This window comes from Pseudomonas fungipugnans, from assembly GCF_029955235.1.
Lineage (GTDB): Bacteria > Pseudomonadota > Gammaproteobacteria > Pseudomonadales > Pseudomonadaceae > Aquipseudomonas > Aquipseudomonas fungipugnans.
Genome location: NZ_JARBWL010000002.1, coordinates 958,477 through 975,066, shown reverse-complemented (window position 1 = coordinate 975,066; position 16,590 = coordinate 958,477). Strand labels below are relative to the sequence as shown.

General features: G+C 61.9%; 14 protein-coding genes. All 14 read left to right on the top strand.

Annotated features, from left to right (window positions below):
• Positions 1-78 precede the first annotated feature (78 nt).
• The 14 genes from POF45_RS19260 to POF45_RS19195 all read left to right on the top strand — a co-directional run bounded on the left by POF45_RS19260 (position 79) and on the right by POF45_RS19195 (position 16,585).
• Positions 79-2,196, top strand: coding sequence for a TonB-dependent copper receptor (locus POF45_RS19260; RefSeq protein ID WP_282316423.1), 2,118 nt, complete (start codon positions 79-81; stop codon positions 2,194-2,196).
• Positions 2,197-2,304: 108 nt separating this feature from the next.
• Positions 2,305-3,684, top strand: coding sequence for a PepSY-associated TM helix domain-containing protein (locus POF45_RS19255; RefSeq protein WP_259498894.1), 1,380 nt, complete (start codon positions 2,305-2,307; stop codon positions 3,682-3,684).
• 164 nt (positions 3,685-3,848) lie between these two features.
• Positions 3,849-5,981, top strand: coding sequence for a TonB-dependent receptor (locus POF45_RS19250; protein WP_282316422.1), 2,133 nt, complete (start codon positions 3,849-3,851; stop codon positions 5,979-5,981).
• A 116-nt stretch (positions 5,982-6,097) separates the two neighbouring features.
• Positions 6,098-6,886: an ABC transporter ATP-binding protein gene (locus POF45_RS19245; RefSeq protein ID WP_259498890.1), complete on the top strand. Its 789-nt coding sequence runs from the start codon at positions 6,098-6,100 to the stop codon at positions 6,884-6,886.
• Positions 6,883-7,830, top strand: coding sequence for an ABC transporter substrate-binding protein (locus POF45_RS19240; protein WP_259498889.1), 948 nt, complete (start codon positions 6,883-6,885; stop codon positions 7,828-7,830). Before POF45_RS19245 ends, POF45_RS19240 begins: the two co-directional genes overlap by 4 nt.
• Entirely contained in the window at positions 7,827-8,837 is a 1,011-nt protein-coding gene (locus POF45_RS19235; protein WP_259498887.1) for a FecCD family ABC transporter permease, read from the top strand. The genes POF45_RS19240 and POF45_RS19235 overlap by 4 nt, the downstream gene beginning before the upstream one ends.
• A gap of 331 nt (positions 8,838-9,168) precedes the next feature.
• Entirely contained in the window at positions 9,169-10,434 is a 1,266-nt protein-coding gene (gene urtA, locus POF45_RS19230; RefSeq protein WP_259498886.1) for an urea ABC transporter substrate-binding protein, read from the top strand.
• Positions 10,435-10,510: 76 nt separating this feature from the next.
• Positions 10,511-12,013 (top strand): urea ABC transporter permease subunit UrtB, encoded by a 1,503-nt coding sequence (urtB, locus tag POF45_RS19225; RefSeq protein ID WP_282316420.1) that lies wholly within the window; start codon positions 10,511-10,513, stop codon positions 12,011-12,013.
• Positions 12,013-13,092, top strand: coding sequence for an urea ABC transporter permease subunit UrtC (gene urtC / locus POF45_RS19220; RefSeq protein ID WP_259498882.1), 1,080 nt, complete (start codon positions 12,013-12,015; stop codon positions 13,090-13,092). Before urtB ends, urtC begins: the two co-directional genes overlap by 1 nt.
• Entirely contained in the window at positions 13,089-13,949 is an 861-nt protein-coding gene (gene urtD / locus POF45_RS19215; protein ID WP_431978610.1) for an urea ABC transporter ATP-binding protein UrtD, read from the top strand. The genes urtC and urtD overlap by 4 nt, the downstream gene beginning before the upstream one ends.
• Before the next feature lie 140 nt (positions 13,950-14,089).
• The gene (urtE, locus tag POF45_RS19210) at positions 14,090-14,788 is read left to right on the top strand and encodes an urea ABC transporter ATP-binding subunit UrtE (protein WP_259498880.1); all 699 of its coding nucleotides are present in this window, start codon (positions 14,090-14,092) and stop codon (positions 14,786-14,788) included.
• Between the two features lie 30 nt (positions 14,789-14,818).
• On the top strand, positions 14,819-15,658 hold the full coding sequence (locus tag POF45_RS19205; RefSeq protein ID WP_259498878.1) for an urease accessory protein UreD: 840 nt from the start codon (positions 14,819-14,821) through the stop codon (positions 15,656-15,658).
• A gap of 81 nt (positions 15,659-15,739) precedes the next feature.
• Entirely contained in the window at positions 15,740-16,042 is a 303-nt protein-coding gene (gene ureA / locus POF45_RS19200) for an urease subunit gamma (protein WP_282316419.1), read from the top strand.
• A 9-nt stretch (positions 16,043-16,051) separates the two neighbouring features.
• Entirely contained in the window at positions 16,052-16,585 is a 534-nt protein-coding gene (locus POF45_RS19195) for a GNAT family N-acetyltransferase (protein WP_259498875.1), read from the top strand.
• Positions 16,586-16,590: the final 5 nt, after the last annotated feature.

Here is a 16,590-nt window from a genome sequence, read left to right as displayed (position 1 = left end):
TTACCACAAAAACTCGCTCCTACTGAGATTGCATCGGCTGCCAGCCGTGCCGTTTACGTCTGTCCGATGGAATTTTTCATGTCCTGTTTTTCTGCTGACGCCCGCCTGAGCACTGCCCAGGCTTCTTTTGCCCTGAATCAATCGCGCGTTCGTTTCAGTCACGCTAGCGCCGTACTTTGCGGCGTTTTACTGGCACCGCTGGTGCTGGCCGATGAACACACCGACCACAGTGAAGAACTGAGCCCGACGGTCATCACCGCCATCGCACCCAGCTCGCCCCTGACCATCGTCACCAACCCCAAAGACCCGCGCCAACCGGTGCCGGCCAGTGATGGCGGCGATTACCTGAAAACCATTCCCGGCTTTGCCCTGGTGCGCAACGGCGGCACCAACGGCGACCCGGTGCTGCGCGGCATGTTCGGCTCACGTCTGAATATCCTCACCAATGGCAGCATGATGCTCGGCGCCTGCCCCGGCCGAATGGACGCGCCGACGTCCTATATTTCCCCCGAAACCTACGACAAGCTCACCGTGATCAAAGGCCCGCAAACCGTTCTCTGGGGTCCTGGCGCATCGGCGGGGACGATCCTGTTCGACCGCGAACCAGAGCACTTCGGCGAACTCGGCACCCGCGTCAATGCCAGCGTCCTGGCCGGCTCCAACGGTCGCTTCGACAAAGTGGTGGACGCCGCTGCTGGCGGGCCGCTGGGCTATGTGCGAGTGATCGGCAACACCGCGCACTCCGACGACTACAAGGACGGTAGCAATGACACCGTGGCCTCGCGTTATGACAAGTGGAACGGCGACGTCGCGCTGGGCTGGACTCCGGACGCCGACACCCTGCTGGAGCTGACCGCCGGCAAGGGCGATGGCGAAGCGCGTTATGCCGGGCGCGGCATGGACGGAACGCAGTTCAAGCGCGAAAGCCTGGGCCTGCGGTTCGAGAAGTCCAACATCGGCGAGGTGCTGGACAAGATCGAGGCCCAGGTCTACTACAACTACGCCGACCACGTGATGGACAACTACACCCTGCGCACGCCGTCCGGTACCGGGATGATGTCTGGCCCAATGGCATCCAACGTCGATCGCCGCACCCTCGGCGCGCGGATCAAGGCCACCTGGCACTGGGCCGACGTGCAACTGATCAGCGGCCTCGATGCGCAGACCAACGAACACCGCCAGCGCAGCGGCATGGGCATCGACACCTATAAAGACGTGCCATACACCAAGGACGCCGACTTCCATAACTATGGTGTGTTCAGCGAACTGACCTGGTACGCCGCCGACCATGATCGACTGATCAGCGGTGCGCGCCTGGACCGCGCTTCGGCCAAGGATTTCCGGCAGAGCACCAGCTCCGGGATGATGAGCATGCCCAACCCGACCGCCGGCAAGACCCGTGCCGACACCCTGCCGAGCGGCTTCGTGCGCTACGAGCACGACCTGGCTGACAGCCCGACCACGCTGTACGCCGGCCTCGGTCATGCCGAGCGCTTCCCGGATTACTGGGAGCTGTTTTCGCCCAAATCCGGCCCTGCCGGTTCGGTGAATGCCTTCGACTCGATCAAGCCGGAAAAAACCACCCAGCTCGACTTTGGCCTGCAATACAAGACCGCCGACCTTGAGGCCTGGGCCTCGGGTTATGTCGGTCAGGTGCGCGACTACATCCTGTTCAACTACACCCCGACGATGATGGGCAGCACCTCCCAGGCACAGAACATCAACGCCCGGATCATGGGCGGTGAACTGGGTGCCGCCTACAAACTGACCTCCAACTGGAAAGCCGACGCGACCCTGGCTTACGCCTGGGGCAAGAACACCAGTGACGGCAAGGCCCTGCCACAAATGCCGCCGCTGGATGCACGTTTCGGCCTGACCTACAGCGAAGACAACTGGAGTGCAGGTGCCTTGTGGCGCGTGGTCGCGCCGCAGAACCGGGTCGATCTGAACAAGGGCAACGTGGTCGGCAAGGACTTCGGCAAGAGCGCCGGCTTCGGCGTGTTCTCGCTCAACGGCGCGTACCGCATCAACAAGAACTGGAAGGTCAGCACCGGCGTTGACAACCTGTTTGGCAAGACCTACGCCGAGCACTTGAACCTGGCGGGCAACGCCGGTTTCGGTTACCCGGCCAATGATCCACAAGCCATCAACGAACCGGGGCGCACGCTCTGGACCAAGGTAGACATGAGCTTCTAACAACCAGCGCAAAGACACCGCAACCCCTGTGGGAGCGAGCTTGCTCGCTCCCACAGGGGTTGCGGTGTTCAAACAGACAACAAAGATCCAAGCCAAGCGGAGCACCTGATGAAACAACCCAAACCCAACTTCTACAACCTGGCCTGGCGTTGGCACTTCTACGCGGGCCTGTTCGTCGCCCCCTTCATGGTGATGCTGGCCCTGACCGGCATCGTTTACCTGTTCAAACCGCAACTCGATCCACTGATGTACGGCAGCCTGATGAACGTCCCCCCCGGGCATCACACAGTGTCCGCCGATGACCTGCTCAAGCGGGTCAAAGAAGCTTATCCACAAGGCCAGATCAAACAGTACCTGCCACCGGTCAACGCTGAGCGCAGCGCGCAATTTGTGGTGATCGATGCCGGGCAGGAACTGAACGTCTTCATCGATCCGTACCACGGCGACGTCCTTGGCGAGCAAGACGCCAAGAAGAATCTGCAAGCCATTGCCCGGGCCATTCATGGCGAGTTGATGATCGGCACCGTCGGCGACCGGCTGGTGGAACTGGCCGCTGCCTGGGGCATCGTGCTGGTGGTGTCCGGTGTGTTCCTGTGGTGGCCGCGCGGCCAATATGCCGGTGTGCTGTGGCCGCGTTTCAGCCGTCGCGGGCGCGTGCTGTGGCGTGATTTGCACGCGGTTACCGGGTTCTGGGGCGCGGCGTTTCTGCTGGTGATGCTGCTCAGCGGCATGACCTGGACCGGCTTCTGGGGCAAGCAATACGCCGAGGTCTGGAACACCTTCCCGGCGGCCATGTGGAATGACATGCCCACGTCCGACATCGAGGCCCGCAGCCTCAACAGCGCCACCCGCCAGACCGTGCCCTGGGCCATGGAAAACACCCCGATGCCGATGTCTGGTGACCACGCCGAACACATGGCCCACGGCGCGGCACCGGTCGGCCCCGCCGCGCCAGCCATCAACCTGCAGGATGTGCAGAACATCGCCGAGCAACGCAAGGTCGAGCCGGGTTACAGCATCACCTTGCCGACCACCGCCACCGGCGTGTTCACCATTGCGGTCTTCGCCGATGATCCGCGCAACGACGCCACCCTGCATGTCGATCAGTACACGGGCAAAGTCCTGGCCGACGTGCGCTGGGAACACTATGGCAACGTCGCCCGTGCCACCGAAGTCGGCGTGATGCTGCACGAAGGCAAGATGTTCGGTGCCTTCAACCAGATCATCGTGCTGCTGATTTGCCTGATGATCCTGCTCAGCGCCGTCAGCGGTGTGGTGATCTGGTGGAAGCGCAGACCACAGGGCAAAGTCGGTGTGCCGCCGCTGCGCCACAACCTGCCGATCTGGAAAACCGCCGTGGCAATCATGCTGGTGTTGGCCGTGATTTTTCCGTTGGTGGGGGCTTCGTTGATCGTGGTCTGGGTGCTGGACCGCGTGCTGCTGTCACGGTTAATCCGCCAACCTGAGTCGGCCTCATCTTCATCATGAATCAGGCGAGATGCGCGATTTAGAGCGATCCGTAAACTGGCCGGGCTTATTGCCCGGTCATTTTTAGTGTTACTGTATAACGCAAATGCGCCGCCTCACCCGCCGCTGCTTTTTACAAAAAGGCAGCGCGGGTTTTTCTTTTGAAGAAGTGATTCACCGTCCCGATGAACAAGTACCTCTTGTCCAGCCTCTGCCTGCTCACCCTGAACAACAGCGCCCACGCCGACAGCAACGCGTTGGCCCTGCCCACCAGCAGCATTAGCGCACCGGCCATCGACAGCGATAGCCACAACGTCAGCCTCAACACCCCGACCACCGCCGGTTCGCGCCTGAACCTGACGGCCATGCAAACCCCGGCCAGTGTCGAAAGCCTGGACGGCGAGCAGGTTCGCGCGCGCGGTGACCGCAGCGTGCAGGACGCAGTATCGCGCAGTACCGGCATCAGCCGCACCGGCACGCCGGGCGATGGCGGCACGTCGTTGCAGGCTCGGGGTTTTACCGGGCAGAGTTCGGTGATGCAGTTGTATGACGGCAACCGCCTGTACACCGGCATGGGCACCGTGACGTTCCCAGTGGACACCTGGTCGGTGGAGCGCATCGATGTCCTGCGCGGTCCGGCGTCGGTGCTGTATGGCGAAGGTGCGACGGGCGCGGTGGTCAACGTGATCCCGAAAAAACCGTTCGATGGCGAAATCGAAAATCACCTGCGAGTCGGCTACGGCTCGTATGACAGTCAACAACAGGCGTTCGACAGTGGCGGTTCGCTGACCGACACCCTGAGCTACCGCCTGAACCTCAATCGCCTGCGCAGCAATGGCTGGGTGGATCGCGGCGATTCGTCCAGTGACTTCGTCAGCACGGCATTGCGCTGGCAGGCGAGCGACGACCTGAGCTTCACCCTCGCCCACGATTACGGCGATCAGAACCCGATGAACTATTTCGGCACGCCGCTGATCAACGGTCACTTGCAGGACAGCCTGCGCGACAAGAACTACAACGTCAGCAACAACAAGCAGCACTACAACGACCAGTGGACGCGCCTGAGCAGCGACTGGCAGATTGCCGATAACGTCAGTGCGAGCAACGAGCTGTACTACCTCAAGGCCCAGCGCCGTTGGCAGAACGCCGAAAACTACAACTTCAATACGGGCACCCAACAGCTGAGCCGCAGCGGTTACTTTGGCATCGGCCACCAGCAGGAACAGGTCGGTGATCGTCAGACCGTCACCTTCAAGCACACCTTGTTCGGCCTCGACAGCCAGACCGTGACCGGTGTCGATTACAACCGCATCCGCTTCCAGCTCGACAGCAACTCGCCGTTCAACGACGTGCTGGCAGGCGGTCAAGCGCTGGATCTGTATCACCCGCAATCGGGTCGATTCGAAAGCGCTGACCCGTATCGCGGTCAGTTCCAGTCCACCACCAGGCAGATGTCGGCCTTCGCCGAAAACCGCACGCAATTGAGTGAGCGCTGGTCGCTGGTGACCGGTGTTCGTCGCGATTACGTGCAGGTGGATCGCACCGACCTGGTCAAGGACAGTCAGAGCGACAAGACCCTGACCGGCAACAACTGGAAAGCCGGTCTGGTGTTCGCTGTGACTCCCGATACTTCGCTCTACGGCCAGTACGCCACCAGCACCGACGGGGTCGGTGGCCTGATATCCCTGAGCCCGAGCCAGCAGCAGTACGGCTTGTCCACCGCCAGGCAAACCGAGATCGGCCTGAAGCAGCTGTTCTGGGATCAGCGCGGCGAGTTCACGCTGGCGGCTTATCGCATCGTCAAAAAGAAACTGCTGACCGACGACCCGAGCAATCCGACACTGATGCAGCAGGTCGGCCAGCAATCGTCCAACGGCCTGGAAGCCAGCCTCGATCTGCAACTGCCGCATGCCTGGCAGCTGCAAGCCAACGCGGCCATCGTCAAGGCAAGGTACGATAATTTCTCGCAAGTGGTGAACGGTCAATCGGTGTCGTACAACGGCAATCGCCCGGTGGACGTGCCACGGCGTACGGCCAATGTGTGGTTGAGCAAAGCGATCAACGACGACCTCAAGGCCGGCGCTGGTGTGCGTTATGTCGATGCGCGTTTTGCCGACATGGCCAACCGCAATGAACTGCCGGGCTACACGGTGGTGGATGCGACGCTGTCATGGAAAGCGCTGCGTAATACGACGCTGGGCTTGCAGGTGAATAATCTGTTTGACCGCCAGTATGCGCAAAGCCAATACAATGAGGGCCAGCAGTGGATTCTTGGGGAGCCACGGTCGTTCTTTGTCACGGCTGACTACACCTTTTGAACCGCGTCGCCCTCTTCGCGAGCAGGCTCGCTCCCACAGGTTTTGCGCAATCGCTGCAGGCGCGGGCCTGCTCACGAAGGCGGCATCAGCAACACCGAATAATTCAGAGTAACCGCATGACCTCGCTGACCCTCACGAACCTCGCCTGGACACCCCTGGGCCATGGCCACTGCCATCACCAGTTCCAGCTGCGTGACGCGTCCCTGCACGTGGCCGCCGGTGAATTCGTCGGCTTGATCGGCCCCAATGGCAGCGGCAAAACCAGCCTGCTGCGCTGTGCCTGGCGGTTCAGTAAACCTGAAAGCGGTGAGGTCAGACTCGACCACCACAACGTCTGGAAGCAGTCCTCACGCTGGTGCGCGCAACGTATCGCCGTGGTCTTGCAGGAGTTTCCCGACGCCTTCGGCCTGACCGTCGCGGAAGTGGTCGCCATGGGTCGCACGCCGCACAAAGGTCTGTTCGACGGCGACACGCTTGAAGATCACCATCTGGCGGCACAAGCGCTGGAATCGGTCGGCCTCAAGGGCTTCGAAGACCACGCCTTCGCCACCCTGTCCGGCGGTGAAAAACAGCGCGTCATTCTCGCCCGCGCCCTGGCCCAGCAACCGCAGTTGCTGATCCTCGACGAACCGACCAACCACCTCGACCCGCGCTATCAGCTTGAGCTGCTGCAACGGGTCAGACGCTTGCAGATCGGCACCCTGGCCAGCATCCATGACCTCAATCTGGCGGCGGCTTTCTGTGACCGGCTCTATGTAATCAATCACGGTCGTATCGTCACCAGCGGCACCCCGAAAGAAGTGCTGACCACGACGCTGCTGCGCGACGTCTTTGGCGTCGAAGCGCTGATCGATGAACACCCCCTCCACGGCTACCCACGAATTACCTGGATCACCCGACCATGACTGTGCGTTCCCTGCTTTGCGTCCTCCTGTTGCTGGGCAGTGCCTCGGCGTTTGCCCAGGCCACTCAATACCCGCTGACCGTACAAAGCTGCAACCGCGAGGTGACTTTCAAGGAGGCGCCGAAACACGCGGTCAGTCACGACATCAACATGACCCAGATGATGCTCGCCCTCGGCCTCAAATCGCGCATGGTCGGCTACAGCGGTGTCAGCGGCTGGAAAGCCGTCACGCCGCACATGCAGTCGCTGCTCGATGGGCTGCCGGAGCTGGCGGCCAAATACCCGTCGGTGGAAACCCTGCTCAACGCCAACGTCGATTTCTTCTTCGCCGGCTGGGATTACGGCATGCGCGTGGGCGGCGACCTGACGCCGCAAACCCTGCAACCGCTGGGCATCAGCGTCTACGAGTTGAGCGAGTCCTGCGCCTTCGTCATGAAGCGGCCGGCGGCCACACTGGAAGACACTTACAACGACCTGCGCAACCTCGGCAAAATCTTCGACGTGCAGGACCGCGCCAACGCCTTGATCGCGCAGATGCAGGCGCAAGTCGCCGAGGTGCGCAAGGATCTGCCGGCGGATAAACCGCGTGTGTTCCTCTACGACAGCGGTGAAGACCGCGCCATGACGTCCGGGCGCCTGGGCATGCCGCAAGCGCTGATCGATGCCGCCGGCGGCCGCAATATTCTCGAAGACGTTGAAGCAAGCTGGACCCGGGTCAACTGGGAAACCGTGGTCGAACGCAATCCGCAGGTGATCGTGATCGTCGACTACAGCGAAATCACCGCCGAACAGAAGGAGCAATTTCTGCTCAACAACAAGGCCCTGCAATCGGTGGACGCGATCAGGAACCAGCGTTTCATCGTCATCCCGTACGTGCAGGCCACGCCGGGGATCGACAACGTGCTGGCGGTTGAAGCACTGGCCAAGGGTTTCCACGGCGAATGATCAACCGTCGCTATGCCTTGTTGCTGATCGCCCTTGGCGCGCTGTTGTTGGTGTCGTGCGTGGTGTCGCTGGGTTTCGGCCCGGCGCGAGTGTCGGTGGACGTGGTGTGGCGGATTTTGCTGCACAAGCTGTTCGGTTTCGGTGTAACGGACTGGGCCGCCGGGCAGGAACACATCGTCTGGCTGATCCGCGTGCCACGCATGTTGCTTGGCGCGCTGGTCGGCGCGGGGCTGGCACTGATCGGCGCGGTGCTGCAAGCGGTAACGCGCAATCCGCTGGCTGACCCGCATCTATTGGGCGTGACGTCTGGCGCGACGCTCGGCGCGGTGATCGTGGTGCTGCATGTCGGGGAAATCGTCGGCCTGCTGACGCTGCCGATTGCCGCCTTTATCGGCGCGCTGGTGAGCATGCTGATCGTGGTGATGGTCGCCAATCGCAACGGCCGGCTGGAGAGTGATCGCCTGCTGCTGTGCGGCGTCGCGGTGTCGTTCGTGATGATGGCCATCGCCAATCTGCTGCTGTTCATGGGCGATCACCGGGCCAGTTCCGCGGTGATGTTCTGGATGCTCGGCGGGCTCGGGCTAGCACGTTGGGAATTGCTCGCGGTGCCGGCGGCCAGCGTGTTGCTTGGGCTGGTATTGCTGCTCGGCATGGCCCGGCCATTGAACGCACTGATGGCCGGTGAGCAGACCGCCGTGACCCTGGGCCTGAATGCGCGAACCGTGCGCTTGCGGGTGTTTCTGATTGCCTCGCTGATGACCGGGGTGCTGGTGTCGATCAGCGGCTCCATTGGCTTTGTCGGGCTGATGGTGCCGCACATTGCCCGGCGTCTGGTCGGGGCCGAGCATCGGCGCTTGTTGCCGGTTTGTGTGTTGCTCGGCAGTATTTTTCTGGTGTGGGTCGATGTCGCGGCGCGAACGATGATTGCCCCCGAGGACTTGCCCATCGGCGTCGCCACCGCCGCGATCGGCGGCCTGTTTTTCATCGCACTGATGCGCCGCCGCTGATCCCGCAAGCACATCACAAAACCCTGTGGGAGCGGGCTTGCTCGCGAAAGCGGACTAACATTCAGCATTGATGTTGTCTGATCCACCGTTTTCGCGAGCAAGCCCGCTCCCACGGGGGTCCTGTGTGCTTGCAACATCGGCGCCCTGATTTGGCGCGCGCCGGTGCACCTGCGGCCCAGGCACGTTCGCTCATGGTGCGCCGCGCCGCCATACAACCCCTCTAACCCGACATTTGCTTGCCCAGGCCCGACCGGGCACAGCCCTTGCTACAGACCTGTCAGAAGTCCGCATCTGCCCACCAAAAAAATTCAACGTTGATGGAGATCGCACAATGAAGCGTCGCAGCTTGATCAAGGCTTTCACACTCACGGCATCCATTGCCGCGATGGGCATGACCTGGACGGTCCAGGCCGCCGAGACCATCAAGGTCGGCATCCTGCACTCGCTGTCCGGGACCATGGCGATCTCCGAAACATCCCTCAAAGACATGGCGTTGATGACCATCGACGAAATCAACGCCAAGGGCGGCGTCAACGGCAAGATGCTGGAGCCGGTGGTGGTGGACCCTGCATCCAACTGGCCGCTGTTCGCCGAAAAGGGCCGGCAGTTGCTGACCCAGGACAAGGTGGCCGTGGTGTTCGGCTGCTGGACCTCGGTGTCGCGTAAATCGGTGCTGCCGGTGTTCGAAGAGCTGAACGGCTTGCTGTTCTACCCGGTGCAATACGAAGGCGAAGAGATGTCGCCAAACGTGTTCTACACCGGCGCGGCGCCGAATCAGCAGGCGATCCCGGCGGTGGAATACCTGATGAGCGATGACGGCGGCAGCGCCAAGCGCTTCTTCCTGCTGGGCACCGACTACGTCTACCCGCGCACCACCAACAAGATCTTGCGCTCGTTCCTGCATGCCAAAGGCGTGGCCGACAAGGACATCGAAGAGGTCTATACCCCGTTCGGCCATGCCGATTACCAGACCATTGTCGCCAACATCAAAAAGTTCTCGGCGGGCGGCAAGACCGCAGTTATCTCCACGGTCAACGGCGACTCCAACGTGCCGTTCTATAAAGAACTGGCCAACCAGGGCCTGAAAGCCACCGACGTGCCGGTGGTAGCGTTCTCGGTAGGCGAAGAAGAGCTGCGCGGCATCGACACCAAACCGCTGGTGGGCAACCTGGCGGCGTGGAACTACTTCGAATCGGTCGAGAACCCGGTGAACAAGAAATTCGTCGCCGACTGGAAGGCCTATGCCAAGAAACACAACCTGCCGGGCGCCGACAAAGCGGTGACCAACGACCCGATGGAAGCCACCTACGTCGGCATCCACATGTGGGCGCAAGCGGCGGAGAAAGCCAAGTCCACCGACGTCGACAAAGTCCGCGAAGCCCTCGCCGGCCAGACCTTTGCCGCGCCGTCGGGCTACACCCTGACCATGGACAAGACCAACCACCACCTGCACAAGCCGGTGATGATCGGTGAGATCCAGGCTGATGGTCAGTTCAACGTGGTCTGGCAGACCGACGGCCCGATCCGCGCCCAGCCGTGGAGCCCGTATATCGATGGCAACGACAAGAAGCCGGATTACGCGGTGAAGAGCAACTGAGTCACTGGGTGTCGGGCCCGGGCACCATTCCTGAGCCCGACACAATTCCCCACATTGTCCGCGCAAGGCCAATGACATGTTTAGTGCCCTTTACCGTCTCATATTCGCCATCGCACTGTTGCTGCCAATGGGCGCTGATGCCGGTGACGCCGAAGACTTCGTCGCCGCCAATCCCGTGCAGCAAGCCAGGCTTCTGGAAACCTGGGCCGCGCAGCCCGATCCGGCCCGTGTCGAGCTGATCAACGCCCTGCAACAAGGCGAGTTGACCATCGACGGCCAGCCGAAAACCCTGCGCCTGAATAACCGCCTGCGGGGTCTGATCGACACCGCCCAGGCCAGCCACCAATTGCTCGCCACCGACGCCAAAAGCCGTCTGGCCGCCGCGCAGCAATTGCAGAAAAGCGCCAAACCGGCGCAGCTGAAATTCCTCGACCAGCAACTGGCTGGCGAAAAAGATGCACGCGTTCACGCCGCATTGAGCCTGGCCCTGGCCAATCTGCAACTGGTGGATACGGATCCGGCGGTGCGCCTGGCCGCTGTGCGCTTGCTTGGTGAAACCGGCGACCCGCTGGCACGCACCCGTCTTGAAGGCTTGCTCGAACCCGGCGTCGAAACCGATGCCGGCGTGCACACCGCCGCCGAAACCAGCCTGGTGCAGGTCAAACGCAAACTGCTGATCGGCGAGATACTCGGCGAAGCGTTCAGCGGCATGTCGCTGGGCTCGATTCTGCTGCTGGCCGCGCTGGGGCTGGCGATCACCTTCGGCCTGCTGGGTGTGATCAACATGGCCCACGGCGAGATGCTGATGCTCGGCGCCTACTCGACCTACGTCGTGCAGTTGATGTTTCAGCGCTTCGCCCCGCAGGCCATCGAGTTCTACCCGTTAATCGCGTTGCCGGTAGCGTTTTTCGTCACCGCCGCCATCGGCATGGCGCTGGAGCGCACGGTGATTCGCCATCTCTACGGCCGCCCACTGGAAACCCTGCTCGCCACCTGGGGCATCAGCCTGATGCTGATTCAGCTGGTGCGATTGGTGTTCGGCGCACAGAACGTCGAAGTGGCCAATCCGGCCTGGCTCTCAGGCGGGATTCAAGTGCTGCCCAATCTGGTGCTGCCGTACAACCGCATCGTGATCATCGCGTTTGCGCTGTTTGTGGTGGTGCTGACCTGGCTGCTGCTGAACAAGACGCGCCTGGGGCTCAACGTGCGCGCCGTGACCCAGAACCGCAACATGGCCGCCTGCTGCGGCGTGCCCACCGGGCGCGTGGACATGCTCGCGTTCGGCCTCGGCTCGGGCATCGCCGGGCTTGGTGGCGTGGCCCTGAGCCAGATCGGCAACGTCGGCCCGGACCTGGGGCAGAGCTACATCATCGACTCGTTCCTGGTGGTGGTGCTCGGCGGTGTCGGGCAACTGGCCGGTAGCGTGTTCGCCGCGTTTGGCTTAGGGATAGCCAACAAGATTCTGGAACCGCAGATCGGCGCGGTACTCGGCAAAATCCTGATCCTCGCGCTGATCATTCTGTTCATCCAGAAACGTCCGCAAGGCCTCTTCGCACTAAAAGGACGGGTGATCGACTGATGAACCAACCTCTTCTAGTCACAGCCACGCAGAAGGCCGGACCAAAAATCACCATCGCTGTCGGCGCCGTCATTCTCGTGTTGCTGCTGGCGTTGCCACTGCTGTCGCTGTTATCGCCCATCAGCGTTTTTCACGTCTCGGCGTATACGCTGACGCTGGTGGGCAAGATTCTTTGTTATGCCATCGTCGCCCTGGCGCTGGACCTGGTCTGGGGTTATGCCGGCTTGCTGTCTTTGGGCCACGGCCTGTTCTTCGCCCTTGGCGGTTATGCGATGGGCATGTACTTGATGCGCCAGGCGTCGGGCGATGGCTTGCCGGCGTTCATGACGTTTCTGTCGTGGACCGAATTGCCGTGGTACTGGACCGGCACCAGCAGCTTTCTCTGGTCGATGTGCCTGGTGGTACTGGCGCCGGGGTTGCTGGCGCTGGTGTTCGGTTTTTTTGCCTTCCGTTCGCGGATCAAGGGCGTGTATTTCTCGATCATGACCCAGGCCCTGACCTTCGCCGGGATGCTGCTGTTTTTCCGCAATGAAACCGGCTTTGGCGGCAATAACGGCTTCACTAACTTCCGCTCGATTCTCGGCTTTGGCATCACCGAACCAGGCACTCGCGCGGTGCTGTTTTTTGCCACGGTGGTGTTGCTGGTGGCGAGCCTGTTCATAGGCTGGCGCCTGGCGCAAAGCAAGTTCGGCCGGGTGCTGACGGCGCTGCGCGATGCGGAAAACCGCCTGATGTTCTGCGGCTACGACCCTCGCGGGTTCAAGCTGTTTGTCTGGGTGTTGAGTGCGGTGTTGTGCGGCTTGGCCGGGGCGTTGTACGTGCCGCAGGTCGGCATCATCAACCCCAGCGAAATGTCGCCGACCAACTCCATCGAAGCCGCCGTGTGGGTGGCGTTGGGTGGGCGCGGCACGCTGATCGGCCCGTTGCTGGGGGCCGGTGTGGTCAACGGCATGAAGAGCTGGTTCACCGTGGCATTTCCGGAATACTGGCTGTTCTTCCTCGGCGCGCTGTTTATCGTCGTGACGCTGTACCTGCCCAAGGGCGTGATCGGCTTGCTGAAGAAACGAGGTGAGCAATGAGAGTCACTGCGACAGCGGAATTCATGCTTGAGCCGATTCTTGAACCGAACAAGGACCAGGGCACCAGTCGCGATGCGCTCGGCCTCGGCCAGGCGGCCGGCGAAGGCCTGAACACCCGCCACGGCACCATCCTGACCCTGGAAGACATCAGCGTCAGCTTCGACGGTTTCAAGGCGCTGAACGATCTGAACCTGTACATCGGCGTCGGCGAACTGCGCTGCATCATCGGCCCCAACGGCGCAGGCAAGACCACGCTGATGGACGTGATCACCGGCAAGACCCGGCCCAGCCACGGCAAGGCCTGGTTTGGTGAAACGATGGACCTGACGCAGATGAGCGAAGTGCAGATCGCCCAGGCCGGCATTGGTCGCAAGTTCCAGAAACCGACGGTATTCGAGGCCTTGAGCGTGTTCGAGAACCTGGAACTGGCGCAGAAAACCGACAAGTCGGTATGGGCCAGTCTGCGGGCGCGCTTGAGTGGCGAACAAAAGGACCGCATCAGCGAAGTGCTGGACACCGTCCGCCTGAGCGCCTCGGTCAATCGCCCGGCGGGGCTGTTGTCCCACGGGCAGAAGCAGTTTCTGGAGATCGGCATGCTGTTGATGCAAGACCCGCAATTGCTGCTGCTCGACGAGCCAGTGGCGGGCATGACCGACGCCGAAACCGAATTCACCGCCGAGCTGTTCAAAAGCCTGGCCGGCAAGCACTCGCTGATGGTGGTGGAGCATGACATGGGCTTCGTCGGCTCGATTGCCGACCATGTGACAGTGTTGCATCAGGGCAGCGTGCTGGCCGAGGGCTCGCTGGAAGAAGTGCAGGCGGATGAGCGAGTGATTGAGGTTTATCTCGGTCGCTAGTACTGCGAACACATAACCCGTGTGGGAGCTGGCTTGTCTGCGATGAGGCCAGCACATCCAACATGAATGTGGACTGCCCCACCGCCATCGCAGGCAAGCCAGCTCCCACAGGGCTCTGCGTGGAACAGAAGGAATTTGAGATGCTACAAGTCGAAAAGCTGCACCAGTACTACGGCGGTAGCCACATCCTGCGCGGCCTGAGCTTCGAGGTGAAGGTCGGCGAAGTCACCTGCCTGCTCGGGCGTAACGGCGTCGGCAAGACCACTCTGCTCAAATGCCTGATGGGCCTGCTGCCGGCCAAAGAAGGCGCGGTGAACTGGGAAGGCAAACCGATCACCACCTTGAAGCCGCACCAGCGGGTCCATGCCGGCATCGCCTATGTGCCGCAAGGTCGGGAAATCTTCGGCCGCCTGACCGTGGAAGAAAACCTGTTGATGGGCCTGTCCCGCTTTCCCGGCTCCGAAGCCAAGGAAGTCCCTGCCTTCATCTACGAGCTGTTCCCGGTGCTGTTGCAAATGAAGCAACGCCGTGGCGGCGACTTGTCCGGTGGGCAACAGCAACAGCTGGCGATAGGCCGGGCGCTGGCCAGTCGTCCACGGTTGTTGATCCTCGACGAGCCGACCGAAGGCATCCAGCCATCGGTGATCAAGGAAATCGGCGCAGTGATCAAGAAGCTCGCCGCGCGCGGTGACATGGCGATTCTGCTGGTGGAACAGTTCTATGATTTCGCCGCCGAGTTGGCCGATCAGTACCTGGTCATGTCCCGGGGCGAGATCGTGCAGCAAGGTCGCGGAGAAAATATGCAAGCCGAGGGTGTGCGCGGGCTGGTTACGATCTAGTCTGTAGCGTCCTAACGATAATAAGACCCTATGAATTCACCTGTCCCCATCACGCTGTTCACCCCCAGCTGGCACGCCGAGCTGGAGCTGGGCTACGCCCGCTTCGGCGATACGACGCGCCCGGTGCAACGCCGCCATCTAGGCCCGCTGCGGGTGCAAAAGCACCTGTACGCCGAAGGCCCCGAGGTATGCCAGCACATCATCGTGCACCCGCCCGGCGGTATTGCCGGGGGTGACCGGCTGGCGATTTCCGCCAGTGTCGGCGTTGATGCCTGGGCGCAAATCACCAGCCCCGGCGCGGCCAAGTGGTATCGCGCGGCGGGGCCGGCTTATCAGACGCTCGACCTGAAAGTCGCCGCGGGCGCGACCCTGGAATGGCTGCCGCAGGAAACCATTATCTTCAGCGCCGCCCAGGCCGAGCTCAGCACCTCGATTGAGCTGCAAGGCGACGCCCGGCTGTTTTACTGGGACGTGGTGGCGCTGGGCCGACCGGCCAGCGGCGAGCGTTTTGACCTCGGGCATTTCCAGGCGCACCTGGATATCCGCCGCGACGGTCAGTTGCTGTGGCATGAACGGCAGCGCATCGTCGGCAATGACGGTTTGCTGGAATCACCGATTGGCCTGGACGGGCAACCGGTGTTTGCGACCTTGCTGGTGACTGGCGAGATTGATAGCGAATTGCTGGAGCAGTGCCGCGCTCTGCCCAATGCCGTGCGTGGGGATCTGACGCAACTGCCCGGGCTGTTGGTGGCTCGGTGCCTGGCCGCTGAGGCGCTGCTGGCTCGTGGCTGGCTGATTGATCTGTGGCGGTTGCTGCGGCCTGCGTTGCTGGGCCGCGAAGCCGTCGCTCCAAGAATATGGAGCACCTGAAATGCAATTCACCGTCGCTCCCACAGGGTGCCTGTGTTTACAGCGCCCAATACCTTTTTAATCTGCCCTGATGGATTGCAAATGGACCTGACCCCACGCGAAAAAGACAAGCTGCTGATCTTCACTGCCGGACTGGTCGCCGAGCGGCGTTTGGCTCGCGGCGTGAAACTCAATTACCCGGAAACCATGGCCTACATCTCCGCCGCCCTGCTCGAAGGCGCCCGGGACGGCCGGACGGTGGCCGAGTTGATGCATTTGGGCACGACCCTGCTGACCCGCGAACAAGTGATGGAGGGCATCCCGGAGATGATCCCGGAGATTCAGGTCGAAGCGACGTTCCCCGACGGCACCAAACTGGTCACCGTTCACCAACCCATCGCCTGAGGCCGCGTCATGACTTATCTCATTCGCGATGCGTTGCATGCCGACCTGCCGGCGATCCGCGACATCTACAACGACGCGGTGCTCAACACCACGGCGATCTGGAACGAACAGGCGGTGGACCTGGGCAACCGCCAGGCGTGGTTCAGCGCCCGCAAGGCCCAGGCTTATCCGATTCTGGTGATCGTCAATGGGGAGAACGCCGTGCTGGGCTACGCTTCATTTGGTGACTGGCGGCCGTTCGACGGCTTTCGCCACACCGTCGAGCACTCGGTGTACGTGCGCAGCGACCAGCGCGGCAACGGCCTGGGCCCGAAACTGATGGCGACGTTGATCGAACGCGCCAAAGGCTGCGGCAAGCATGTAATGGTCGCCGCCATCGAAAGTGGCAACGCCGCTTCCATTCGTCTGCATGAGCGCGCCGGTTTCAGCATTACCGGGCAAATGCCCCAGGTGGGCACCAAGTTCGGTCGCTGGCTGGACCTGACTTTCATGCAACTGACCCTCAACCCTGGCGCGGAGCCGCCCACAACCCACAAGGAGTGACACCC